We start from the raw sequence: 23,570 nt of genomic DNA, 5'->3' as shown, positions 1-23,570 counted from the left end.
TCGGGTCACATCCGGAACACGCCGAAGCGGGTCGGTTCGATGGCGGCGTTGAGCGAGGCGCTGATGGCCAGGCCGAGAATGTCGCGGGTCTGGGCGGGGTCGATGACACCGTCGTCCCACAGCCGGGCGCTGGAGTACCAGGGGTGCCCCTGATGCTCGTACTGATCGAGGATCGGCTGGCGCAACGCGGCTTCCTCCTCGGCGCTGAAGGTCTGGCCGCTGCGTTCGGCCTGCTCGCGCTTGACCTGGACCAGCACGCCGGCGGCCTGTTCTCCGCCCATGACGCCGATCCGCGCGTTGGGCCACATCCACAGAAAGCGCGGGTCGTAGGCGCGGCCGCACATGCCGTAGTTACCCGCGCCGAAGCTGCCGCCGATGATCACCGTGAACTTCGGCACTTTCGCGCAGGCGACGGCGGTGACCAGCTTGGCGCCGTGCTTGGCGATGCCGCCGGCCTCGTACTTCTGGCCAACCATGAAGCCGGTGATGTTCTGCAGAAACAACAGCGGAATGCCGCGCTGGCAGGCCAGTTCGATGAAGTGCGCGCCTTTCTGCGCGGCTTCGGCGAAGAGGATGCCGTTGTTGGCGAGGATGGCGATCGGGTAGCCATGCAGATGGGCGAAGCCGCAGACCAGCATGGTCCCGAACAGCGCCTTGAATTCATCGAACACCGAACCGTCCACCAGCCGCGCGATGACTTCGCGCACGTCGAACGGCTGCTTGGCGTCCGCCGGGATCACGCCGTACAGCTCGTCATCGGCATACAGCGGCGCCTGGGGCGGGCGGGTCTGCAACTGGCCGAGCTTGCGCCAGTTCAGGTTGGCCACGCAGCGTCGTGCCAGGGCCAGCGCATGGTCGTCGCTGTCGGCGTAGTGATCGGCCACCCCCGAAACCTTGCAGTGCACGTCGGCGCCGCCGAGGTCTTCGGCGCTGACCACTTCGCCCGTGGCGGCTTTCACCAGCGGCGGCCCGGCGAGAAAGATCGTCGCCTGCTCGCGGACCATGATGGTTTCGTCGGCCATGGCCGGCACATAGGCGCCGCCGGCAGTGCAGGAGCCCATGACCACCGCGATCTGGGCGATGCCCTCGGCGCTCATGTTGGCCTGGTTGAAAAAGATCCTGCCGAAGTGCTCGCGGTCCGGGAACACCTCGTCCTGGCGCGGCAGGTTGGCGCCGCCGGAGTCCACCAGGTAGATGCACGGCAGGCGGTTCTGCTGGGCGATGGTCTGGGCGCGCAGGTGTTTTTTCACGGTCAGCGGGTAATACGTGCCGCCTTTCACCGTCGCGTCGTTGGCGATGATCATGCATTCGACGCCTTCGACCCGGCCAATGCCGGCGATCAGCCCTGCAGCCGGGACGTCTTCGCCGTACACGTCATGGGCGGCGATCTGGCTGAGTTCGAGGAAGGGCGAATCGAGGTCGAGCAGGCGATTGATCCGCTCCCGCGGCAGCAATTTGCCCCGGGAGGTATGGCGTTCCTGCGCCTTGGCACCGCCGCCGCGCTGGACGTGGTCGAGCAGGCTGTGCAACGCATCGAGCTGCGTGCGCATGGCGTCGCTGTTGGCAGCGAATTCCGGCGAACGCGGGTTGATCTGGGTGTGCAGAGTGGTCATGGGGCCTCCGGCGCGGTCAGCGGGTTTCGTTGAACAGCTCACGCCCGATCAGCATGCGGCGGATCTCGCTGGTGCCGGCGCCGATCTCGTAGAGTTTGGCGTCGCGCAGCAGTCGTCCGGCCGGGAATTCATTGATGTAGCCGTTGCCGCCGAGAATCTGGATGGTGTCGAGGGCAAACTGTGTCGCCCGTTCGGCGGAGTAAAGGATCACCCCGGCGGCGTCCTTGCGCGTGGTCTCGCCGCGCTCGCAGGCCTGGGCCACGGCGTACAGGTAGGCGCGGCTGGCGTTAAGCTGGGTGTACATATCGGCGACCTTGCCCTGAATCAGCTGGAACTCGCCGATGCTCTGGCCAAACTGTTTGCGGTCGTGAATGTAGGGCAGCACCACGTCCATGCACGCCTGCATGATCCCGACCGGCCCGCCCGAGAGCACGACACGCTCGTAATCCAGGCCGCTCATCAGCACCTTCACGCCACCGTTCAGCGCACCGAGCAGGTTTTCTTCCGGCACCTCGACGTCATCGAAGAACAGTTCGCAGGTGTTGGAGCCGCGCATGCCGAGCTTGTCGAACTTGTTGCCCCGCGAGAAGCCGTGCCAGTCGCGCTCGACGATGAACGCGCTGATGCCATGGGCACCTTTTTCCAGGTCGGTCTTGGCGTAGATCACGTAAGTGTTGGCGTCAGGGCCGTTGGTGATCCAGGTCTTGCTGCCATTGAGGACGAAGCGGTCGCCCCGTCGGTCGGCGCGCAGCTTCATTGAGACCACGTCGGAACCGGCGTTGGGTTCGCTCATCGCCAAGGCACCGACGTGCTCGCCGCTGATCAGTTTGGGCAGGTAGCGGGCTTTCTGTTCGGGCGTGCCGTTGCGATTGATCTGGTTGACGCAAAGATTGGAGTGGGCACCGTAGGACAACGCCGCGGAGGCGGAGCCCCGGCTGATTTCTTCCATGGCGATGACATGGGCCAGATAGCCGAGGCCCGCGCCGCCGTATTGCTCATCGACGGTGATGCCCAGCAGCCCCATGTCGCCGAACTTGCGCCACATGTCGGCGGGGAAGAGGTTGTCTTTGTCGATCTGTGCAGCGCGCGGGGCAAGCTCGGCAGCGACGAAGGCGCGCACCTGATCGCGCAGCATGTCGAGGGTTTCGCCGAGGCCGAAGTTGAGCGTGGGGTAATTCATGAACTGCATCCCATGTTGTTATTGGAGGGCTGTCAGGGGGGGGAAGATGATGTGCACCTTTACGTTAACGTAAGCCTGCCGTCATGTTGATGTCAACGGGAACGAGGCATTGGCCCGGGGAATAATGGAAGGGGGAGAGGTTTACAAATGCCGGATAGCACGAAGGGGAGCCTGGGCTCCCCTTCAAGTTCGATTGCATGCTCGTTTTTATTGTTAGGTGGCCTGTTGTTGTTTTTGTCAGCCAGCCTCTTTTGCTTTTCTGAGCGACCCCCAAACGGGGCCAAGAGCAAACGTATTTTTTTGAGCGCTGATCCGCTTCGATCTTTCGATCCGACTCGACTGGTAGCTGCCTGAACGCAGTTTTATTGTTCTCAGTACGGTCGTGAGGCCAGGGCCTCAAGTAGAGCGATCCACTCCAAAAAAATCAGTTAGCTGCGTCTCTGTCCGTGTTGTTCTTGTTATGTCAGAGCCGATACGTCTTGTTTTTATTGGGTTATTGCATTTGTTATTTTTGTTGTACGTAAGACATAGCAGAAGCCATGCCAACTTTAGAAAGGTCCCGGTTTTCGTGGTTTTGCGGACTTCACCAGCCTGGATTCACTGCTGAATCTGTCGCCAGGTGTTTCCGTGTTACCCGTTTCCCTGAACGCGATGGCGGGCAGGGTAACACTGTGTGACAACTTGTCGCACATCAGGCCGACAGACGTGCTCTCGCCACCCGCGAGCCGTTCGCCCGTCCGAGGGTGTCGCTGATGCGCTGACCGGCGTTGATGAGTGTGTCCAGATCGATACCGGTCTCGATGCCGAGGCCGTTCAGCAGGTAAACCACGTCCTCGCTGGCCACGTTGCCGGTGGCGCCTTTGGCGTAGGGGCACCCGCCGAGGCCGGCCACGGAACTGTCAAACACCTGAATGCCTTCCAGCAGGCTGGCGTAAATATTGGCCAGCGCCTGGCCATAGGTGTCGTGGAAATGCCCGGCCAGTTTGCCGCGGGGGATCTGCCCGGCCACGACGTCGAACAGCGTGCGAGTGGCCCCCGGCGTGCCGGTGCCGATGGTGTCGCCAAGGGACACCTCGTAGCAGCCCATGGCGAACAGCTCGTTGGCGACTGCCGCCACTTGCTTCGGCGCAATGTCCCCTTCATAGGGGCAACCAAGCACGCAGGACACGTAGCCGCGAACGCTGATGCCGTGCAGGCGCGCGGCTTCCATGATCGGCAGGAAGCGGTCCAGGCTTTCGCTGATCGAGCAGTTGATGTTGCGTTGGGAGAACGATTCCGATGCGGCGGCGAATACGGCCACTTCTTTCACGCCAGCAGCAAGGGCGTCTTCGAACCCCCGCAAGTTAGGCGCCAGTGCGGCGTAGGTCACGCCGTCCTTGCGCTGGATGCCGGCGAACAGTTCGGCGGAGCCGGCCATCTGGGGCACCCATTTCGGCGAAACGAAACTGCCCGCTTCGATATAGCTGACACCGGCGTCGGCCAAGTCATGCACCAGCTGCAGTTTGTCGCTGACGCTGACGGGGCGGGATTCGTTCTGCAGACCATCCCGAGGGCCGACTTCGACCAGACGCACACGCTGAGGGAGAGACATATCGGCATCGTTCCTGAGAGGTTTGACTTTAGGTGATTGGGTTATCTGGTTGAATCAGCTGGACATTTCCAGCGCGGCTTTGCAGCGTTCTTCAGCGGTGTCGAGCTCCAGCTGCATCTGCTGAATGTCCAGGAGCTGCTGATCGAGTTGAGCGCGACGCTCGGCGATTTTCTCGAGCATGGTGCTCAACTGTTTGTGATTGCCCCCAGTGGGGTCGTACAGACCGATGAGGTCGCGGCACTCGGCCAGGGAAAACCCGATGCGCTTGCCGCGCAGAATCAGCTTGAGGGTGACCTTGTCACGGGGGGAGTAAATACGCTCCTGCCCGCGGCGTTCGGGGCTGAGCATGCCTTGTTCTTCGTAGAAACGGATGGTGCGGGTGGTGATGTCCAGCTCGCGGGCGAGGTCGGAGATGCTGTAGGTGGTAGCGGTCATGGCAGTGCTCGATACGGAAGGCATGGGCGTAACGTAAGTTGGGCTTTACGTTAACGTCAAGGGGGTTATCAAGCGCGGGAGTACCTTTTGCCAATCGTAGGACCGCGGTTTGAATGTAGGACCGGCTTTAGCCGGGAAAGGGCCAGCAGCCGCACCGCACAATTGATGGTGTTCACACGGGCCTCTTCCCGGCTAAAGCCGGTCCTACAGAGACCGCGTCAGCAGCCACACCGCGAATTTGATGGCGCCCACGCAGGCCTCTTCCCGGCTAAAGCCGGTCCTACGAAGACCGCATGCGCCGCTGAACGCTTACTTCACCGCTGCTTCAAGGGTTTTGCCCAACTTGCGTTCCTGCGCGGTAACGAGTTGGCAGAGCTCGATAATCTGCTCGCGCATCCAGCGGTTCGCCGGGTCCTGGTCGGTGCTTTCATGCCAATACAGGTGCGTCTCCACGGTTGGCACGTCGTTCACCGGCAGATACACGAAATGCAGGTCATTGCGCCGGGCGAAGCGCTCGGGAACGGTCATGACCATGTCGGTCTGCTGCAGCACTTGCGAGGCCATCAGGTAATGCTGCGAACGCAACGCGACCTTGCGCTGAATGCCCATTTTGCCCAAAGCCAGATCCACGTAACCCAAGCCACTGCGTCGGCTGGAAATATGAATGTGCGCAACGCCAAGGTAGTCATCCAGGCTGATGGCGTCCTTGTTCGCCAGCGGATGGCCGCGGCGCATGGCGCACACGTAGTGGTCTTCCATCAGCTTGACGTGGCGCACCTGCGGGTCGGTGTTCAACGGCGCGTCCACCGCGAAGTCCAGCCGGCCGGCCGCGAGTTCCTTGGTCGTCTCCCGGCGTTTGGACAGAAAGCTTTCAATGGTCACGGCCGGCGCCAGACGCCGCAGCCGCTGGAACAGCGCGGGCAGGATCACCGCCTCGGTGAGGTCGGTCATGCTGATGCGGTAGTTCTTGTTGGCCTGCAGCGGATTGAAGATCCGGCTCTCCTGCACCGACACCCGCAGCAATGACAGGGCATTGCGCACCGGGCCGATGATGTTCTGCGCCATGGGCGTGGGCACCATGCCCTGGGCCGTGCGCACGAACAGCGGATCGTTGAAGGTTTCGCGAAGGCGCGACAGGGCGTTGGACACGGCAGGCTGGGTGATGCCGACGATCTGGCCGGCGCGGGTCAGGTTGGCTTCGGTGTAGATGGCGTCAAACACAATAAAGAGATTGAGATCGACCTTGCTCAGGTTCATTGCTGTGCGCCTCGTGCAGTTCTTGTTGTTTGGAATGCGCCGAATCATATATCGGTTATGAATGTTTATACACGCCGAGAATAGGTTAGATAAATGGGGGGCGCTGTTCTAGTATCGGATCACGACCTGACAACACCTCACAGAAGGCAGCAGCCCCATGGATTTCGCTTACTCCCCCAAGGTTCAGGCACTGCGCGAGCGCGTGACCGCCTTCATGGACACCTACGTGTACCCGGCCGAGCCGGTGTTCGAGCGTCAAGTGGCCGAAGGCGATCGCTGGCAGCCGACGGCGATCATGGAGGAGCTCAAGGCGAAGGCGAAAGCCGAGGGGCTGTGGAACCTGTTCCTGCCGGAATCCGAACTGGGGGCAGGGCTGTCGAACCTCGAGTACGCGCCGCTGGCGGAGATCATGGGCCGCTCGCTGCTGGGCCCGGAGCCGTTCAACTGTTCCGCGCCGGACACCGGCAATATGGAAGTGCTGGTGCGCTATGCCAATGACGCGCAAAAAGAGCGATGGCTGGAACCCTTGCTGCGCGGCGAGATCCGCTCGGCGTTTGCGATGACCGAACCCGACGTGGCCTCTTCGGATGCCACCAACATGGCCGCGACCGCCGTACGCGATGGCGATGAGTGGGTCATCAACGGACGCAAGTGGTGGACCTCCGGCGCCTGTGACCCGCGCTGCAAGATCATGGTCTTCATGGGCCTGAGCAACCCGGACGGCCCGCGTCACCAGCAGCATTCGATGATTCTGGTACCGACTGACGCGGCGGGGGTGAAGATCGTCCGGCCGCTGCCGGTGTTCGGCTACGACGATGCGCCCCACGGTCACGCCGAAGTGCTGTTTGAAAATGTACGCGTGCCGTACGAAAACGTCCTGCTGGGTGACGGACGCGGGTTCGAAATCGCCCAGGGTCGTCTGGGCCCGGGCAGGATTCACCACTGCATGCGTTCGGTCGGCATGGCGGAACGCGCGCTGGAATTGATGTGCAAACGCTCGGTTCAGCGCACCGCGTTTGGACGGCCATTGGCGCGACTGGGGGGCAACATCGACAAGATCGCCGACTCGCGCATGGAAATCGACATGGCGCGCCTGCTGACCCTGAAGGCCGCCTACATGATGGACACCGTGGGGAACAAGGTCGCAAAAAGCGAGATCGCGCAAATCAAGGTGGTCGCCCCAAACGTCGCCCTGCGGGTGATCGACCGGGCAATTCAGATGCACGGCGGTGCGGGGGTGTCCGGCGATTTCCCGTTGGCCTATATGTACGCCATGCAGCGCACCCTGCGCCTGGCCGATGGTCCGGACGAAGTGCACCGCGCGGCCATTGGGAAGTTTGAGATCGGCAAATATGTGCCGAAGGAGTTGATGCGCGGCGAGCATCGGTGATCGACCACGGCGTCACCAGCAACCCGTAGGTTGCTGGCACGGATGCGGGCGGCTGAGCCGCCTCACTCGACCCAAACCTCGACCCGGCGGTTCTTGATCCGGCCTTCATCGCCTTCATTGGCCGCCACCGGCATTTCGTCGCCAAACCCGCGCACGTCACGCAGCACCACCTGATGTTTCAGCAGCTCCCGGCGCACCGCCATGGCGCGCAGTTTTGACAGCAATTGCGCCCGCGCCGGATCGCTCTTGGCGTCGCCAAATCCCGCCAGCGTCACCTTCTGATCCAGCTTGTCATGGGCCTTCAGGTACTCGACCACGCGCTTGAGATCGAGCATCGCCTTGGTGTCCAGCGTCGCGCTGCCCTGGGCGAAACGAAAATTCACCGACAGCCGCTCGGCCTCCCGCGCCAGATTCTGATATTCCAGCGGCATCTGTGCCGTCGCCCGCACTTTCACCGCCTGAACCGTCTGCGCCACAAACCCGTTCTGCGCGACGATAGACTGGCCCTGGGGACTCTGGGCGAACCGCACCAGCGCCTTGGCCCAGCGCTGCCTCGAGTCCGGCGGCAGGTAGAAATACAGGCGGCGCGACAGCGGATAGTCTTCGGTGGCAATCAAGCTGACCGTGGGCAGCATCGGTTTTGACTCACCGTCGATGATCGCCACGGCCTTTGCCTGGCGAATATAGGGCAGGCCGATGAAGCCGATGCCCTGACGGTCCTGACTGACCTGGTCGGACAGTTCCTCACTGGACTCGAAGCGCCTGGCCTCCTTCGACAGCGTCTTGGCGGACTTGGCCAGCACCAGCTCGTTGAAGGTGTCGAACGTGCCGGACTGTTGATCCCGTGCGTATAAATGGATAGCCCCGGCCGGAGCACCCAGTTGCTCCCAGTCGTGGATCTCGCCGGAAAAGATTTTCGCCAGTTCCGCCGTGCTCAGCTCCCGCAGCGGGTTGCCGGGGTGAAGAATCACTGCGACGCCGTCGATGGCGATGACCTGCTCGGCCTCATGACTGCGCAGATCGCCCAGGGCCGCCAGCTCGATAGCCTCGTTGTTCTTGATCGGTCTTGAGGATGCCGCCACATCGGCCAACCCGTCCTTCAGCGCCGCAAACCCGGTGCTCGATCCGTGGGCAGCAATGTCTATGCTGACGTTCTGGCCCGACGGCAATTGCGCGGTAATGCGCAGTTCGTTAGGGCGCGCGCCCGGTTGTTCCTGTATCGATTGCGCGCCTTGCTGCGCGAGCAAGCCTTTGACCAGCGCCGGCCCCAGCTGCGCGCCAATCGTGTTCGAGCCCTGAATGCGCAAGGCGGGCGAGCCGTCAGTCGGCGCCGGAAGCGTAGCGGCGCCTGCGCTGACCGGGAGGGCGGCGGCAAGGAGTGAAGAGAGGACAAGAAAAACGCGAGTGCGCAGCATGTGCGGCATCTTTATATGAGCTGAGGTGGCCGGAGAATAAGACAGGCGGATGACGGCCAGATGACAGATCGCGGGGTCGTGCGCGTTGGAGGAGCAAGCCGCAGGCAGGGCGCCATGCGGCTCATCATTTAATAGTTCGGTTATTCCAGCTCAAGCCAGATCGGCGCGTGGTCGGACGGTTTGTCCATGGAGCGCAAGTGATAATCCACGCCCGCTCCCTTGATGCGCGGTTGCAGGCCGTGGGACGCGAGGATCAGGTCGATGCGCAGGCCGCGCTTGGGCTCGTCTTCAAAACCGCGACTGCGGTAATCGAACCAGCTGAATTGATCGACCACTTCCGGGTACAGGTGGCGGAAGCTGTCCACCAGGCCCCAGTTCTTGAGTTTGGCGAGCCACTCGCGCTCCTCCGGCAGGAAGCTGCACTTGCCGGTTTTCAGCCAGCGCTTGGCGTTGTCGGCGCCGATGCCGATGTCGCTGTCTTCCGGAGAGATGTTGACGTCGCCCATCACCACCAGCGGCTGGTCATTGCTGAATTTCGTTTCCAGCAGGTTCTGCAGATCTGCGTAGAAGCGCAGCTTCGCCGGGAATTTGGTCGGGTGATCACGGCTTTCGCCCTGTGGGAAATAGCCGTTCATGACCGTCACCGGATTACCGTTGCGATCGGCGAATGTGCCCCAGATGAAGCGGCGCTGGGCGTCTTCGTCGTCGTTGTCGAAGCCCTTGTGAATAGACAACGGCGGCTGACGGGAGAGCAGGGCGACGCCGTAATGGCCTTTCTGCCCGTGGAAATGCACGTGGTAGCCCAGCGCTTCGATATCGGCCTGAGGGAATTGCTCGTCGGAGACCTTGGTTTCCTGCAAGCCAATGACGTCGGGCTGATGTTTCTCGATCAACGCCGCCAGTTGATGCGGTCGGGCGCGAAGGCCGTTGATATTAAAAGACACAAGTTTCATGGGCGGCGCTCCTGGCAGCTCCTTGCAAATACAAACGGCGATGCTAGCCGACCTGCCCGGTGACGGCCAGCGCCCGGTTCGCTCGGCTGCATTGGAACCGGGGGGGCGTGCATTTCTGAACGACGGCCAAGTCGTGGGAACTGCGCTTGCGGGTGGCGACTCGAAGCCTTGAAGACAGCCACCCGAGCGACCGCCCCGGGCTCATCAAAAGGACGAACACCATGCCTGAACTGCCTGGCGAAACGGCGCAAATCCGTCAGCTCGACAGCGGCTATTCCCGCGAAACCCGCACGTTGCTGTACCTCGCTTACCGTCAGGAGCCGAGTTTCGCGTACCTGTTCGAATCCGGCCGCTCCGGCTATGACCACCGGGTCAAGGCGACCATCCGTGCGTTGGTCAAACAGCACTTTCTTCAGGACTTGCCGGCGTTGGGGCTGTTCGTCGCGGACCGTCTGGTGGGCGTTGCGCTGATTGCGCCTCCCCAGCGGCGACTGGGCATCACCGAAAGCTGGGCCTGGCGGATTCGCATGTTGATAAGCACCGGCCTGCGCGGGACCCAGCGCTACCTGGAGTATTACCATGACGTGCTGGCCTGTGCGCCGTCGGAAGCGGTTCATGTGCTGCCGCTGCTCGGCGTCCATCCTGATTTTCAGGGCCGGCATTATGGTGAGCAGTTGCTTCTGGCGTTGCATGAGTGGTGTGGGCAGGACAAAAACTCGGAAGGCATCGTCCTCGACACGGGAAATGGCCATTATCTGGATTTTTACGATCGACACGGTTATCAAGAAATCGGCGAAGTGGAAGTAGGACCCGTCCGAGAACGCATATTTTTCCGCCCAAATCCCCAGGTTTCATTGGGCTCTGTGGTTTGAGCTACGCAAGCTTCCCCATTTGAGCGGGTTCCAGCAGCCCGCGTCGCTCGTGTAGCATTCGCGCCTATGAAGTTTCCCCATCGATACACCAGTGGCTTTCTCTTGATGTTGTCCAGCTGCGCGGCATTCGCCGATGCGCAGCTGGAGGTCCGGATCAAGCCGTCCAATGCCGCGCTCAAATCCAACATCGAAGGGTATGTAGGCAGCCTCGGCGAGCGCGACGAGCCAGCCCTCGAACGTTTCAGCGTGGGGGCCGTCGAGCAGGCGCAGAAGGCCGCTCAGGCCCTTGGCTATTATCAGGCGCAGATTGACAGCGAAGTCCGCCATGTCGACAACAACCTGCAACTGCTGCTGAAGGTGGAGGCGGGTGAGCCCGTCCACCTGCGCAATGTGTCCATCCGCGTGACCGGGCAGGCCTCCCAGCTGAAAAGCTTTCGGGTCCCAAAGGGTGACGCCCTGAAACCCGGCGCTGTGCTCAACCATGGTGTCTACGAGGACGCCAAACACCTGATCGAAACCCAGGCCGCGCGCTATGGCTTCTTCAATGGCCGGTTCGTGACCCAGCGCCTGTCCGTTGACCCCCGTGCCGGTGTCGCCGACATTGAACTGGTCTACGACAGCGGGCCGCGTTTCTCCCTTGGCAAAGTCACCTTCAGCGGCGACGCGCCGTTCGATGAGGACCTGCTGCGGCGCATGGTGCCGTTCAAACAAGACACCCCCTACGACTCCGAACTGATCGCCGAACTCAATCAGGCCATGCAGTCGAGCGGCTATTTCGAAGGCGTGCGGGTCAACGCATCGCCCACCGACGCCCAGGCTCAGGTCATTCCGGTGGACGTCCAGCTGCAAACCCGCAAGCCGCGGACCATGGGGCTGGGCGTCGGCTATTCCACCGACGTTGGCCCTCGGGTAAAAGCCAACTGGACGCGCCACTGGGTCAATCCCCAGGGTCACAGCTATGGCGCTGAAGCCGAAATTTCTGCGCCACGGCAGAATGTCGGCCTGTTCTACGACATCCCGCTGGACCCGCCTCTGACCGACAAACTGCGATTCGCCGGCGGCTATCAATATGAAGAAATCGCCGACACCGACAGCCTCAGCAAGCTCCTGACCGTCGGCCCCGAGTGGCACAGCAAATTGCCCAGCGGCTGGGAACGGGTGATCTCGCTGAAATGGCAGCGCGAAGAATACCGACTGGGCAACGATGAAGGCCTCAGCACCTTGCTCATGCCCGGCGTCAGCTATTCATACCTGCGCAGCGATAACCGCATCGACCCGCACAATGGCTACCGGCTGCAGTTCGATACTCAGGTCGCCAAGGAAGGACTGGGCTCGGATGCCAACCTCTTGCACGGCACGGTCATGCTCAAAGGGCTGACCACCGTGGCGCAGAACCACCGCTTTCTCGGGCGGGTGCAGGTCGGCGGCAGTGCCACCAATGGCTACAAATCGATCCCGCCTTCGCTGCGTTTCTTTGCCGGTGGTGACCAGAGCGTGCGCGGTTATGACTATCAATCGCTGTCCCCGGAAAACTCCGACGGCGACAAGATCGGCGGCCGCTACATGATCGCCGGCAGCGCCGAGTACCAGTACTCGATTGCCGAAAAGTGGCGCGTGGCGGCGTTTGTCGATCAGGGCAACTCGTTTAATACCCTGGACCTGCCGAGCCTCAAGACCGGCGTCGGCATCGGCGTGCGCTGGGTGTCTCCGGTCGGGCCGCTGCGCCTGGACCTCGCCCACGCACTGGATGAAGACGGCGGTATTCGTCTGCACTTCTCGATGGGACCTGAACTGTGACGAATAGGGATTTGTTGAAACGCACCGTCGCAATCACGGCGATCACGCTGCTGTCGTTAGTCATCCTCGTGGTGCTGACGATGACTCTCCTTCTCGGCACCCAAAGCGGCAGCCGTTGGGCGCTCGGTCTGGTGCCGGGCCTGTCGGTCGAAGGGTTTTCCGGTCGGCTGGGCGGCGCATGGCAGGCGGATCACCTGATCTGGCAGCAAGGCCAGAGCACAGTCGACATTGACGCGCCGGTGTTCGACTGGTCACCGGCGTGCCTGGCGCGCATGACGCTGTGCATCGACAACCTGCAGACGGGCGACATCAGGCTGCAATTTCCGCCTTCGACCGACGAAGCCAGCAGCGGCCCCATCAAACTGCCGGATCTCAAGCTGCCGCTGGCCTTGCAGCTGGGTCGCGTGCAGATCGGCAGTCTGCACCTGGACGGCACCGAACAGGTTCGCGACGTGCAACTGGCGGCGCACTGGACTGCCGAAGGGTTGAAGATCGATTCGCTGCACGCCGGTCGTGACGACATCGCCCTCGACCTGTCGGGGCTGCTCAAACCCGAGGGCGACTGGCCGCTAACCGCCGAGGGGCAGCTGAAGCTGCCGGACATCAGCGGTCAGCCGTTGTCACTGGCGCTGAGCATTCAGGGCGATCTGCTCAATACGTTGACGCTGAATGCGCAGAGCAAGGGGTATATCGACGCTCATCTGATCGGTGAGTTGCAGCCGTTGGTGGAAAACCTGCCGGCAACCATCGCCATCACCAGCGACGCGTTCAAACCGAGTGCCGATTTACCGGACACGCTGCAGCTCAATCAGTTGGTTCTCAACGCCAAGGGCGACCTTTCTCAGGGCTATGCCATCACCGGCAGCGCCAGCCTTCCCGCTGAAAAAGGTCCGGTGGCACTGGCGCTACAAGGGCGTGTCGACGCCAAGGGCGCGGACATTGCGGCGCTGGACCTGACTGCCCGTGACAATCAGCGCCTCAAGGCCAGCGGCAAGCTGGATTGGCAACAGGGCCTGCGCGCCGACGCCAAAATCGACTGGCTCGATTTCCCCTGGCATCGCCTGTACCCGCTGATCGATGAGCCGCAGGTCAGCGTTCATACGTTCACCGGCGAAGTGTCCTACACCGACGGCAAATACCTCGGCCATTTCGCTGGGGACTTCAAAGGGCCGGCCGGTCCTTTCACTCTGGAAAGCCCGTTTAGCGGCGATCTGCAGCAGATCTTTCTGCCCCAGCTTGAACTGGCAGCCGGGCAGGGTAAGGCCAGCGGTCACCTGAACCTGCAATTTGCCGACGGCATCGCCTGGGACACGGCGCTGGATCTCAGCGCCATCGATCCCGCTTATTGGGTCGCGGAGTTGCCGGGCGCCCTGGCAGGTCCGCTGCGCAGCAAAGGGTCGTTGCGTAACGAGCAATTGAACCTGAATGCCGACCTGGATCTGAAAGGGCGTCTGCGCGGCCAACCTGCGGTCCTGCAAGCCAAGGCCGATGGGGCCGACAATAAATGGAATCTCAACGCCCTGGACATCCGCCTGGGCGATAACCGGATTCAGGGCACGGGCAGCCTGCAGCAGAAAATCGCCGCACAGCTGGACATCAACCTCCCGCGGCTGGGTCAACTGTGGCCCGGGCTACAAGGGCAGATGAAAGGCCGCCTTGATGTCGCCGGCACCGTGCAGGCGCCCCAGGGGCAATTGGCGTTGCAGGGCACTCAACTGGCCTTTGAGGCGAACAAGCTGCAAGCCCTTACGTTGGCGGCCAAGCTCGACAACGCCCAGCGCGCAACCCTTGATCTGAAGACATCCGGCATTCAAGCCGGCGATACCGCATTGGGCGCTTTAACTGTCAACGGTCAGGGCGACATCAATCGTCAGCAGGTGAAACTCGACCTACAGGGACCGTTGCTCAAACTGGCCCTCGCGCTGGACGGCAACCTGGACAAAGGCAACTGGCGCGGGCGTCTGGCCAGCGGTGACATCCAGAGCGGCGGGCAGGACTGGAAGCTGCAACAGCCGGCCAAACTGGAGCGTCTGGCCGACGGCAAGGTCAACTTCGGTGCCCATTGCTGGGTCTCGGGGCCTGCGAGTCTGTGCGGCGAAGATCAGCGTCTGATGCCGGAACCGCGCCTGCGCTATCACCTCAAGCGCTTCCCGCTGGAAAGCCTGGCGCAGTGGCTGCCCAAGGATTTTGCCTGGAAGGGCGCGCTCAATGCCGACATCCAGCTGGACGTTCCCGCTGCCGGCCCCAATGGTCAGGTGGTTATCGACGCCAGCGGCGGGACGCTGCGGGTCAAGGACAAGAACCAATGGCTGGACTTCCCCTACGGCACGCTGAAGCTGACCAGCAGCCTGACCCCGAAGAAAGTCGACACCAGCCTCGATTTCCGCGGCGGCAAGCTCGGCGAACTGCTGGCCCGACTGAGCATCGATCCAATCGCCAAAAACAAACCAGTGACCGGCGATTTCACCCTTAGCGGCCTGGATATTTCAGTGGGCCGGCCTTTTGTCCCGATGATTGAGAAACTCAACGGCAAGCTCAACGGCAGCGGCCGGATTTCGGGCAGCCTGATGGCGCCGCAGATTAACGGCACTGTGGCGCTCGCCGACGGTGAGGTGTCGGGGCCGGAAGTGCCTGTGAGCTTTGAAAAACTCAACGTTCAAGCCCTGATTGCCGGCGAACGTGTGGATTTGACCGGCAAATGGAGCAGCGGCGTGGCGGGTCAGGGCAGTATCGGCGGGCATGTGGCCTGGGCCGATGCGCTGGATGTCGACGTTGCGGTGAAAGGCACGCGCCTGCCCATCACGGTTGAGCCGTACGCCAAGCTGGAAGCCGCGCCGGACCTGAAGATCACCTTGCAGGGTGACCGGCTGGCAGTGTCGGGCAAAGTGCTGATTCCGAAAGGCGAGATCACCGTGCGGCAGCTGCCGCCCTCGACCGTTAAAGTGTCCGATGACACGGTGATCGTCGGCCAGCAGACCAAACAGGGCAAAACCCCGCTGGCCATCGCCATGGACGTGAACGTCGAAGTAGGGCAGGAAACCCTGAGTTTTACCGGCTTTGGCCTGACCGCCAATCTCGTCGGGCACGTGCACATCGGCGACAACATGGACACCCGCGGAGAGCTCAATCTCAACGATGGCCGCTACCGGGCCTACGGCCAGCGCCTGACCATTCGCAAGGCGCGCCTGTTGTTCGCAGGGCCTGTGGATCAGCCGTATCTGGACATCGAAGCCATTCGCCAGACCGACGACGTGATTGCCGGCATTCGACTGAGCGGCAGCGCCGAGCAACCGACCACCACGGTGTTCTCGGAACCGTCCATGAGTCAGGAACAGGCGCTGTCCTATCTGGTACTGGGCCGTCCGCTGAGCACCAACGGTGAGGACAGCAACATGGTCGCCCAGGCGGCGCTGGCGTTGGGTCTGGCTGGCGGTTCCTCGACGGCGGGCAAACTGGCGTCCGGGCTGGGGATTCAGGATTTCGACCTGGACACCTCCGGCAGCGGCGTCAAGACGGCGGTGGTCGCCAGCGGCAAGATCACCGACAAGCTCAGCCTGCGTTATGGCGTGGGGGTGTTTGAACCGGCCAATACGCTGACCTTGCGCTATCTGTTGAGCAAGAAGGTGTATCTGGAGGTCGCGGGTGGCGTTGCGAGTTCGCTGGATATTTTCTATAAGCGAGATTTTTGATCGGACGAGGCGGATGGGGAGGGAACCGGCTTGCCAGCAGCGGAGTGCAGCCGCCAACAAGCCGGTCTAACGCATTACACCGCAAAGGATGAGCGGCCGCCGAACAACCCGCCTCAGCCGTTGACGAGTTTCATCGCCGCGTCCGGATAACGGCCGCCTGCGACCGCGTTCACAGGGAACAGATCCTTCAGCGCCTGTAATTCCGCCGCACTGAGTGTCACGTCCAGCGCAGCGACGTTCTCCTCCAGGTATTTGCGCTGCTTGGTGCCGGGAATCGGAATCACGTCATTGCCCTGGGCGAGCACCCAGGCCAACGCCAGCTGGCCGGCAGTGATGCCTTTTTCTGCCCCCAGTTGCTCGACCTTCTGCACCAGCAGCAGGTTTTTGGCGAAGTTTTCGCCCTGAAACCTCGGGCTGCTGCGGCGGTAGTCATCGGCGGCGAAGTCGTCCGGGCTTTTCAGGGCGCCCGTCAGAAAACCTCGGCCCAACGGGCTGTACGGGACAAACGCGATACCCAGACGGCGGCAAGTGTCCAGCACGCCGTTTTCTTCCGGATCGCGGCTCCACAGGGAGTATTCGGTCTGCAAGGCGGCAATAGGGTGAACCTTGTGAGCGCGTTCGAGGGTGCTGGCCGACGCTTCGCTCAAGCCGAGAAAGCGCACCTTGCCGGCCTTGACCAGCTCAGCCATGGCGCCAACGGACTCTTCGATTGCCACGCCCGGATCGATGCGGTGCTGGTAATACAGATCCAGGGTGTCGATTTTCAACCGCTGCAACGTGCCATCGATCGCGGCGCGGATGTACTCGGGACTGCCATTGACCCCGCGCGCGCCGGCGTCGCCCGGTGTACGCACGATGCCGAACTTGCTGGCGATGAACGGCTGATCCCGCTTGCCCGCCAGCGCTTTGCCCAACAGTTCTTCGTTGGTGTGGGGGCCGTACATGTCGGCGGTGTCGAGCAGGGTGACGCCCATCTCAAGCGCCCGGTGAAGGGTGGCGATCGCTTCATCGGGATTGCCGCCTGTGGTGTAAAAGTCGGTCATGCCCATGCAGCCCAAACCCAGGGCCGAGACCTGTGGTCCATTTTTGCCAAGTTGACGCGTTTGCATGATGAATGCCTTGTCGATCAAGAGGACCGCCATTCTTGCGCCTCGACAGCGTCGGGATAAACCGGCTAAAAGTGCTTTCACTATTGGTTATTTCTAAACAATCCCTCAGCGGACATGTGACGAGTTATGGATAAATTCAATGCGATGCGAGCCTTCACGCGCATCGTCGAGCTGGGCGGTTTCGCCAAAGCCGCCGACAGCCTGCACATGCCGCGCGCCTCGGTGACCATTCTGATCAAGCAACTGGAGGCGGAACTGGGCGTGCAATTGTTGATGCGCACCACGCGACAGGTGACGCCAACGCCGGACGGTCAGGCCTATTACCAACGCTGCGTGAATGTACTGAACGCGCTGGAAGCCGCCGAATCGGTGTTCTCCTCGGTGGCCAAAGACCCGGAAGGGGTGCTGCGCGTCGACATGCCGTCTGGCATCGGTCGGCTGATTATCATGCCGCTGTTGCCGGAGTTCACCGAACGTTACCCCCGGCTGGAAATGGAAGTAGGCATGAACGATCGCCCGGTGGATTTGATCAGGGAGGGCTACGATTGCGTGATCCGTGGCGGGCAGCCCCTCGATCATTCACTGGTGGCCCGGCCGCTCGCTCAGATGCGCCAGGTGGTGTGCGCCAGTCCGGGCTATCTGCAGCGAAGGGGCACGCCGCAATCACTGGCCGATCTGCAGCATCACCAGATCATCGAATACTTTTCTTCGACCACCAACAAGCGCTACGGGCTGGAGTTCGTCATCGACGGCCGGACCCAGGCGCCGGACCTGCCCAAAGCCCTGGCGACCAACAGCGCCGATGGCTACCTCGCCGCGTGCAGCGCGGGTTACGGACTGGTGCAGACGCCGTATTACCACGTTGCCGAATTATTGCGTCGTGGCGAGCTGATCGAAGTGCTGGGCGATGTCGAACAACCACTATTGTCTTTGACCGCGCTGTACCCGGCACACCGGCAGACCTCACGGCGGGTGAGGGTATTCGTCGACTGGGTGGTGGACGTGTGCTCGCGTCCGGGGCTGATGGACAAACCGGTAATGCACCGCGTTTCCTGACAACAAAATCGTTTCTGGCGGTAGGTTGCCGCGGTTTTTCATGGTTAACTTCCGCCTTCGCATGCCACTCAAACAAGGACTCAGCTCATGCCACAAGTGACTCGTAGAGGCTCCCCGGTACAGATCAGCGGCGAACTGCCGAAAGTCGGCAGCAAGGCGCCGGCCTTCAAACTGGTAGCGGGCGATCTGTCCGACGCCACGCTGGAAACCTTCGCCGGCAAGCGCAAGGTGCTGAACATTTTCCCGAGCGTCGACACACCGACCTGCGCCACCTCCATCCGCAAATTCAACGCCCAGGCCAACGAGCTGAACAACGCCGTCGTGCTGTGCATCTCCGCCGACCTGCCGTTCGCCCAGGCACGTTTCTGCGGCGCCGAAGGTCTGGAAAACGTGAAGAACCTGTCGACCATGCGCGGCGCGCAGTTCATGCAGGACTACGGCGTTGCCATCGCCGACGGGCCGATGGTGGGGCTGACCACCCGTGCCGTGGTCGTGCTGGACGAAAACGACGTTGTGTTGCACAGCGAGCTGGTACCGGAGATCGGTCAGGAGCCGAACTACGACGCAGCACTGGCGGTATTGAAGTAAGCTCGCAGGCGGCTTATTGCCACCAGCGGGCGCGGTAACATCCCGCAACATACAAGCGGCCTGACTCAATCAGGCCGTTTTTATTGGTACATCAGCACCTTATCCAAAGTAAGCACCAGGTAAATTGCCGGTAAAGGCCCTTTGCCTGTCCGCTGTCTGTGCTTATTGTTCAGCCTCCCGAAGACGCTCACGCGCACACTGGTTGATTTATTCATGCAATCGTCTGCCCCCCGTAATTCCCGTCGCTGGCTGATAAGCCTGCTGGTTCTGTTGATCGTCGCTGGCCTGTGCTGGCGCTTCTGGCCGGGATCCGCGTCGCAACCGAATGCCACGGCGCAGAAAAGCGACCAGGCCCAGGCCAGCGCAAGCCGCGGCGGCAAAGCGGTGGCCAAGCGGCCCGGGTTCGGCGGTTCGACCGTTCCGGTACCGGTGCGGGTGGCAGCAGCGACCACCGGTGATTTCCCCATCTATTACAAAGCCCTCGGCACCGTGACGGCGCTGAACACGATCAACGTGCGCAGCCGTGTGGCGGGCGAATTGATGAAGATCAATTTTCAGGAAGGCCAACAGGTCAAGGCCGGTGATCTGCTGGCGGTGATCGACCCGCGCAGCTATCAGATCGCCCTACAGCAGGCCGAAGGCACGCTGATGCAGAATCAGGCGCTGCTCAAGAATGCTCAACTCGACGTACAGCGTTATCGGGGCCTGTACAAAGAAGACAGCATCGCCAAGCAAACCCTGGACACTGCCGAATCCCTGGTGGGCCAGTATCAGGGCACGATCAAGACCAATCAGGCGGCGGTGGGCGACGCCAAACTCAACCTGGAGTTCTCGCAGATTCGTGCGCCGATCTCGGGCCGCATCGGCCTGCGCCAGCTGGACGTCGGCAATCTGGTGGCGGCCAATGACACCAACCCGTTGGTGGTGATCACCCAGACCAAGCCGATCACGGTCAACTTCACCCTGCCGGAAAAAGACCTCGCCGAAGTACTCAGCCGTTATCGCAGCGGCGGCAAGCTGCCGGTGGAAGCGTGGGACCGCGGGGACCTTAAGCTGCAGGCCACGGGCGTGCTCGCCAGCATCGACAACCAGATCGACATCACCACCGGCACGCTGAAATTCAAGGCGCGCTTCGATAACGACAATGAAGCGCTGTTTCCCAATCAGTTCGTCAACGCGCGGCTGCTGGCCAACACGCTGAAAAACGTGGTGCTGGTGCCTTCGGCGGCGGTTCAGTTCGGGGTTAACGGCACCTTCGTGTACGTGATGGACGGCGACAAGACCGTGCGCATCCGCTCGCTTAAAACCGGTGCCAGCGACGAGACCTCCACAGTCATCACCGAAGGTCTGGTGGCCGGTGACCGCGTGGTGCTTGAGGGCACCGACCGCCTGAAAGACGGCAGCGCCGTGGACGTGGTCAATGACAGCAAGGACGTACCGGCCACGCCGGGGCAGCAGTTGCAGGGCAAGCCGTCCAAGGAGCCCGGTGAGTCTGCGGGTGCCGAGCCGGCGAAGAAAGGCGACGTATGAACCTGTCACGGCTGTTCATCCTCCGGCCGGTCGCCACCACGCTGAGCATGCTCGCCATCGTGCTGGCCGGTCTGATCGCGTACACGCTGCTGCCGGTATCGGCATTGCCGCAGGTGGATTACCCGACCATCCGGGTGATGACGCTGTACCCGGGCGCCAGTCCGCAAGTGATGACCAGTGCGGTGACCGCGCCCCTTGAACGGCAGTTCGGGCAGATGCCGGGCCTGACGCAAATGGCCTCGACCAGCTCCGGCGGCGCCTCGGTCATCACCCTGCGTTTCAGCCTCGAGATCAACATGGACGTGGCCGAGCAGGAAGTGCAGGCGGCGATCAACGGTGCGACCAACCTGCTGCCGAACGACCTGCCGGCGCCGCCGACGTACAACAAGGTCAACCCGGCCGACACGCCGGTGCTGACCCTGGCAATCACCTCGAAAACCATGCTGCTGCCCAAACTCAATGATCTGGTCGACACGCGCATGGCGCAGAAGATTGCGCAGATCAGCGGAGTGGGCATGGTCACCATTGCCGGCGGTCAGCGTCAGGCCGTGCGGATCAAGGTCAACGCCGACGCGCTGGCGGCCAACGGCCTGAATCTGGCGGACGTGCGCACGCTGGTCAGCGCCTCCAACGTCAATACGCCCAAGGGTAACTTCGACGGCCCGACGCGGGTGTCGATGCTCGACGCCAATGACCAGCTCAAGTCCCCCGAGGAGTACGCCAACCTGATTCTGGCGTACAACAACGGCGGCCCGTTACGGCTCAAGGACGTCGCCGAGATCGTCGACGGCGCTGAAAACGATCGCCTCGCTGCCTGGGCCAATGAGAACCAGGCCGTGCTGCTGAACATCCAGCGTCAGCCGGGCGCCAACGTCATCGACGTGGTCGATCGGATCAAGGCCCTGCTGCCCAGCATCACCGAAAATCTGCCCGCCGGACTGGAAGTCACCGTGCTCACCGACCGCACGCAGACCATCCGCGCCTCGGTCAGCGACGTGCAGCACGAGTTGCTGATTTCCATCGTGCTGGTGGTGCTGGTCACCTTTCTATTCCTGCGGCGGTTCAGCGCGACGATCATTCCCTCGGTGGCCGTGCCGCTGTCGCTGATCGGTACGTTTGGCGTGATGTACCTGGCCGGCTTCTCGGTCAACAACCTCACGTTGATGGCGATGACCATTGCCACCGGTTTCGTGGTGGACGACGCCATCGTCATGCTGGAGAACATTTCCCGGCACCTGGAGGAGGGCGAGACGCCGTTGCAGGCCGCGCTCAAGGGCGCGCGGCAGATCGGTTTCACGCTGATCTCGCTGACCATCTCGCTGATTGCCGTGCTCATTCCGCTGTTGTTCATGGCCGATGTGGTCGGGCGGCTGTTCCGCGAGTTCGCCATCACCCTGGCCGTGGCGATCCTGATTTCCCTGGTGGTGTCACTCACCCTGACGCCGATGATGTGCGCGCGCTTGCTCAAGCGTGAGCCGAAGGAAGAAGAGCAGGGCCGTTTTTACCGGGCCAGCGGCGCCTGGATCGACTGGCTGGTGGCCGCCTACGGGCGCAAGTTGCAGTGGGTGCTCAAGCATCAGCCGCTGACCCTGCTGGTTGCCGTCGCTACCCTCGGGATTACGGTGTTGCTGTATCTGGCCGTGCCCAAGGGCTTTTTCCCGGTGCAGAACACCGGCGTCATTCAGGGCATTTCCGAAGCGCCGCAATCGGTGTCGTTCGCTTCCATGAGTCAGCGCCAACAGGCCCTGGCGAAAATCATCCTCAAGGACCCTGCAGTCGCCAGTCTGTCGTCCTACATCGGCGTCGACGGCGACAACGCGACCCTCAACAGCGGCCGCATGCTGATCAACCTCAAGTCCCACGGCGAGCGGGATGTCACCGCGTCCGAGGTGATCCAGCGCTTGCAGCCCGAGGTTGATCAGCTGTCCGACATTCGCCTGTTCATGCAGCCGGTGCAGGACCTGACCATCGAAGACCGGGTCAGTCGCACCCAGTACCAGTTCAGCATGTCCTCGCCGGACGCCGATCTGCTCAATCTGTGGAGCGGCAAACTGGTGGAGGCGCTGGTGCAGCGCCCGGAACTGACCGATGTCGCCAGCGACTTGCAGGACAAGGGTTTGCAGGTCTTCCTCAACATCGATCGCGATGCCGCCAGTCGGCTGGGCGTGACCGTCGCCAACATCACCGACGCGCTGTATGACGCGTTCGGCCAGCGGCAGATTTCCACCATCTACACCCAGGCCAGCCAGTACCGCGTGGTGCTGCAGGCGGACTCGCGCAGTGAACTGGGGCCCGAGGCGCTGGAGCAGATTCACGTCAAGACCACCGACGGCGGGCAGGTCAAGCTGTCCAGTCTGGCTCGGGTCGAACAGCGTCAGGCGCAGCTGGCAATTGCCCACATCGGCCAGTTTCCGGCGGTGATGATGTCGTTCAACCTGGCGCCCGGTGTCGCGCTGGGCAAGGCCGTGGAAGTCATCGAGCAGGTGCAGAAAGACATCGGTATGCCGATCGGCGTGCAGACGGAATTCCAGGGTGCGGCCGAAGCGTTTCAGGCGTCGCTGTCCAGCACATTGCTGCTGGTGCTGGCGGCGGTGATCACCATGTACATCGTGCTGGGCGTGCTCTATGAGAGCTACATCCACCCGATCACCATCCTGTCGACCCTGCCGTCGGCGGCCATCGGTGCGCTGTTGGCGCTGCTCATCAGCGGCAACGACCTGGGCATGATTGCCATCATCGGCATCATCCTGCTGATCGGCATCGTCAAGAAAAACGCGATCATGATGATCGACTTCGCCCTCGACGCCGAACGCAACCGCGGCATCGACCCGCAGACCGCCATCTACGAAGCGGCACTCCTGCGCTTCCGCCCCATTCTCATGACCACTCTGGCGGCACTGTTCGGCGCCATTCCGCTGATGTTCGCTTCAGGCTCGGGCGCCGAACTGCGCCAGCCCCTGGGCCTGGTGATGGTCGGCGGTCTGCTGGTCAGCCAGGTCCTGACGCTGTTTACCACGCCGGTCATCTATTTGTACTTTGATCGGCTGGGGCGCCGGTTCCAGCGCAACGAGAAAACCGAGGTGGCGGTATGACCG

At 62.1% G+C, this 23,570-nt stretch carries 16 protein-coding genes; 8 read left to right on the top strand and 8 right to left on the bottom strand.

Annotated features, from left to right (window positions below; genetic code table 11):
* Positions 1–5: 5 nt before the first annotated feature.
* From IFT47_RS20950 to IFT47_RS20930, 5 genes are all read right to left on the bottom strand, one after another.
* Positions 6–1,613, bottom strand: coding sequence for a carboxyl transferase domain-containing protein (locus tag IFT47_RS20950; RefSeq protein WP_192173912.1), 1,608 nt, complete (start codon positions 1,611–1,613; stop codon positions 6–8).
* A 16-nt stretch (positions 1,614–1,629) separates the two neighbouring features.
* Entirely contained in the window at positions 1,630–2,793 is a 1,164-nt protein-coding gene (locus tag IFT47_RS20945) for an isovaleryl-CoA dehydrogenase (RefSeq protein WP_192173911.1), read from the bottom strand.
* A gap of 691 nt (positions 2,794–3,484) precedes the next feature.
* Complete coding sequence (locus tag IFT47_RS20940; RefSeq protein ID WP_192173910.1) at positions 3,485–4,384, bottom strand: hydroxymethylglutaryl-CoA lyase; 900 nt, start codon at positions 4,382–4,384, stop codon at positions 3,485–3,487.
* Between the two features lie 54 nt (positions 4,385–4,438).
* Positions 4,439–4,819, bottom strand: coding sequence for a MerR family transcriptional regulator (locus IFT47_RS20935; RefSeq protein WP_192173909.1), 381 nt, complete (start codon positions 4,817–4,819; stop codon positions 4,439–4,441).
* A 309-nt stretch (positions 4,820–5,128) separates the two neighbouring features.
* Positions 5,129–6,076: a LysR family transcriptional regulator gene (locus tag IFT47_RS20930; protein ID WP_133775085.1), complete on the bottom strand. Its 948-nt coding sequence runs from the start codon at positions 6,074–6,076 to the stop codon at positions 5,129–5,131.
* A 157-nt stretch (positions 6,077–6,233) separates the two neighbouring features.
* Between IFT47_RS20930 and IFT47_RS20925 the strand changes: the two genes are divergently transcribed.
* A complete protein-coding gene (locus IFT47_RS20925) occupies positions 6,234–7,466 on the top strand; it encodes an acyl-CoA dehydrogenase (protein WP_192173908.1) in 1,233 nt (410 codons plus the stop codon).
* 62 nt (positions 7,467–7,528) lie between these two features.
* Here the strand turns inward: IFT47_RS20925 and IFT47_RS20920 are convergent, their stop codons facing one another.
* On the bottom strand, positions 7,529–8,881 hold the full coding sequence (locus IFT47_RS20920) for a substrate-binding domain-containing protein (protein WP_192173907.1): 1,353 nt from the start codon (positions 8,879–8,881) through the stop codon (positions 7,529–7,531).
* A gap of 140 nt (positions 8,882–9,021) precedes the next feature.
* Positions 9,022–9,834, bottom strand: coding sequence for an exodeoxyribonuclease III (xthA, locus tag IFT47_RS20915; RefSeq protein WP_192173906.1), 813 nt, complete (start codon positions 9,832–9,834; stop codon positions 9,022–9,024).
* Between the two features lie 221 nt (positions 9,835–10,055).
* Here xthA and IFT47_RS20910 point away from each other — a divergent pair, with 221 nt between their 5' ends.
* The 3 genes from IFT47_RS20910 to IFT47_RS20900 all read left to right on the top strand — a co-directional run bounded on the left by IFT47_RS20910 (position 10,056) and on the right by IFT47_RS20900 (position 16,192).
* Complete coding sequence (locus tag IFT47_RS20910) at positions 10,056–10,706, top strand: GNAT family N-acetyltransferase (RefSeq protein ID WP_192173905.1); 651 nt, start codon at positions 10,056–10,058, stop codon at positions 10,704–10,706.
* 66 nt (positions 10,707–10,772) lie between these two features.
* Positions 10,773–12,503, top strand: a complete 1,731-nt coding sequence (locus IFT47_RS20905; RefSeq protein ID WP_192173904.1) for an autotransporter assembly complex protein TamA — start codon at positions 10,773–10,775, stop codon at positions 12,501–12,503.
* Positions 12,504–12,535: 32 nt separating this feature from the next.
* Positions 12,536–16,192: a translocation/assembly module TamB domain-containing protein gene (locus tag IFT47_RS20900; protein WP_407073249.1), complete on the top strand. Its 3,657-nt coding sequence runs from the start codon at positions 12,536–12,538 to the stop codon at positions 16,190–16,192.
* A gap of 113 nt (positions 16,193–16,305) precedes the next feature.
* Here the strand turns inward: IFT47_RS20900 and IFT47_RS20895 are convergent, their stop codons facing one another.
* A complete protein-coding gene (locus tag IFT47_RS20895) occupies positions 16,306–17,301 on the bottom strand; it encodes an aldo/keto reductase (RefSeq protein ID WP_192173903.1) in 996 nt (331 codons plus the stop codon).
* Positions 17,302–17,427: 126 nt separating this feature from the next.
* Between IFT47_RS20895 and IFT47_RS20890 the strand changes: the two genes are divergently transcribed.
* From IFT47_RS20890 to IFT47_RS20875, 4 genes are all read left to right on the top strand, one after another.
* Positions 17,428–18,357: a LysR family transcriptional regulator gene (locus IFT47_RS20890; protein WP_192173902.1), complete on the top strand. Its 930-nt coding sequence runs from the start codon at positions 17,428–17,430 to the stop codon at positions 18,355–18,357.
* Positions 18,358–18,444: 87 nt separating this feature from the next.
* Positions 18,445–18,945 carry a thiol peroxidase gene (gene tpx / locus IFT47_RS20885; RefSeq protein WP_192173901.1) on the top strand — a complete coding sequence of 167 codons (501 nt, stop codon included), beginning with the start codon at positions 18,445–18,447 and terminating at the stop codon, positions 18,943–18,945.
* 213 nt (positions 18,946–19,158) lie between these two features.
* On the top strand, positions 19,159–20,475 hold the full coding sequence (locus IFT47_RS20880) for an MdtA/MuxA family multidrug efflux RND transporter periplasmic adaptor subunit (protein WP_192173900.1): 1,317 nt from the start codon (positions 19,159–19,161) through the stop codon (positions 20,473–20,475).
* Positions 20,472–23,567 carry an MdtB/MuxB family multidrug efflux RND transporter permease subunit gene (locus tag IFT47_RS20875; protein WP_192173899.1) on the top strand — a complete coding sequence of 1,032 codons (3,096 nt, stop codon included), beginning with the start codon at positions 20,472–20,474 and terminating at the stop codon, positions 23,565–23,567. Before IFT47_RS20880 ends, IFT47_RS20875 begins: the two co-directional genes overlap by 4 nt.
* Positions 23,568–23,570: the final 3 nt, after the last annotated feature.

This window comes from Pseudomonas sp. CFBP 13711 (genome assembly GCF_014842265.1).
Lineage (GTDB): Bacteria > Pseudomonadota > Gammaproteobacteria > Pseudomonadales > Pseudomonadaceae > Aquipseudomonas.
The sequence above is the reverse complement of the archived record's forward strand: the minus strand, read 5'-3'. Positions and strand labels throughout refer to the sequence as shown.

Excerpts from the sequence above, each read along its gene's own strand:
- IFT47_RS20950 (WP_192173912.1), bottom strand. The coding sequence starts at position 1,613 with ATGACCACTCTGCACACCCAGATCAACCCGCGTTCGCCGGAATTCGCT.
- IFT47_RS20945 (WP_192173911.1), bottom strand. The coding sequence starts at position 2,793 with ATGAATTACCCCACGCTCAACTTCGGCCTCGGCGAAACCCTCGACATG.
- IFT47_RS20940 (WP_192173910.1), bottom strand. The coding sequence starts at position 4,384 with ATGTCTCTCCCTCAGCGTGTGCGTCTGGTCGAAGTCGGCCCTCGGGAT.
- IFT47_RS20935 (WP_192173909.1), bottom strand. The coding sequence starts at position 4,819 with ATGACCGCTACCACCTACAGCATCTCCGACCTCGCCCGCGAGCTGGAC.
- IFT47_RS20930 (WP_133775085.1), bottom strand. The coding sequence starts at position 6,076 with ATGAACCTGAGCAAGGTCGATCTCAATCTCTTTATTGTGTTTGACGCC.
- IFT47_RS20925 (WP_192173908.1), top strand. The coding sequence starts at position 6,234 with ATGGATTTCGCTTACTCCCCCAAGGTTCAGGCACTGCGCGAGCGCGTG.
- IFT47_RS20920 (WP_192173907.1), bottom strand. The coding sequence starts at position 8,881 with ATGCTGCGCACTCGCGTTTTTCTTGTCCTCTCTTCACTCCTTGCCGCC.
- xthA (WP_192173906.1), bottom strand. The coding sequence starts at position 9,834 with ATGAAACTTGTGTCTTTTAATATCAACGGCCTTCGCGCCCGACCGCAT.
- IFT47_RS20910 (WP_192173905.1), top strand. The coding sequence starts at position 10,056 with ATGCCTGAACTGCCTGGCGAAACGGCGCAAATCCGTCAGCTCGACAGC.
- IFT47_RS20905 (WP_192173904.1), top strand. The coding sequence starts at position 10,773 with ATGAAGTTTCCCCATCGATACACCAGTGGCTTTCTCTTGATGTTGTCC.
- IFT47_RS20895 (WP_192173903.1), bottom strand. The coding sequence starts at position 17,301 with ATGCAAACGCGTCAACTTGGCAAAAATGGACCACAGGTCTCGGCCCTG.
- IFT47_RS20890 (WP_192173902.1), top strand. The coding sequence starts at position 17,428 with ATGGATAAATTCAATGCGATGCGAGCCTTCACGCGCATCGTCGAGCTG.
- tpx (WP_192173901.1), top strand. The coding sequence starts at position 18,445 with ATGCCACAAGTGACTCGTAGAGGCTCCCCGGTACAGATCAGCGGCGAA.
- IFT47_RS20880 (WP_192173900.1), top strand. The coding sequence starts at position 19,159 with ATGCAATCGTCTGCCCCCCGTAATTCCCGTCGCTGGCTGATAAGCCTG.
- IFT47_RS20875 (WP_192173899.1), top strand. The coding sequence starts at position 20,472 with ATGAACCTGTCACGGCTGTTCATCCTCCGGCCGGTCGCCACCACGCTG.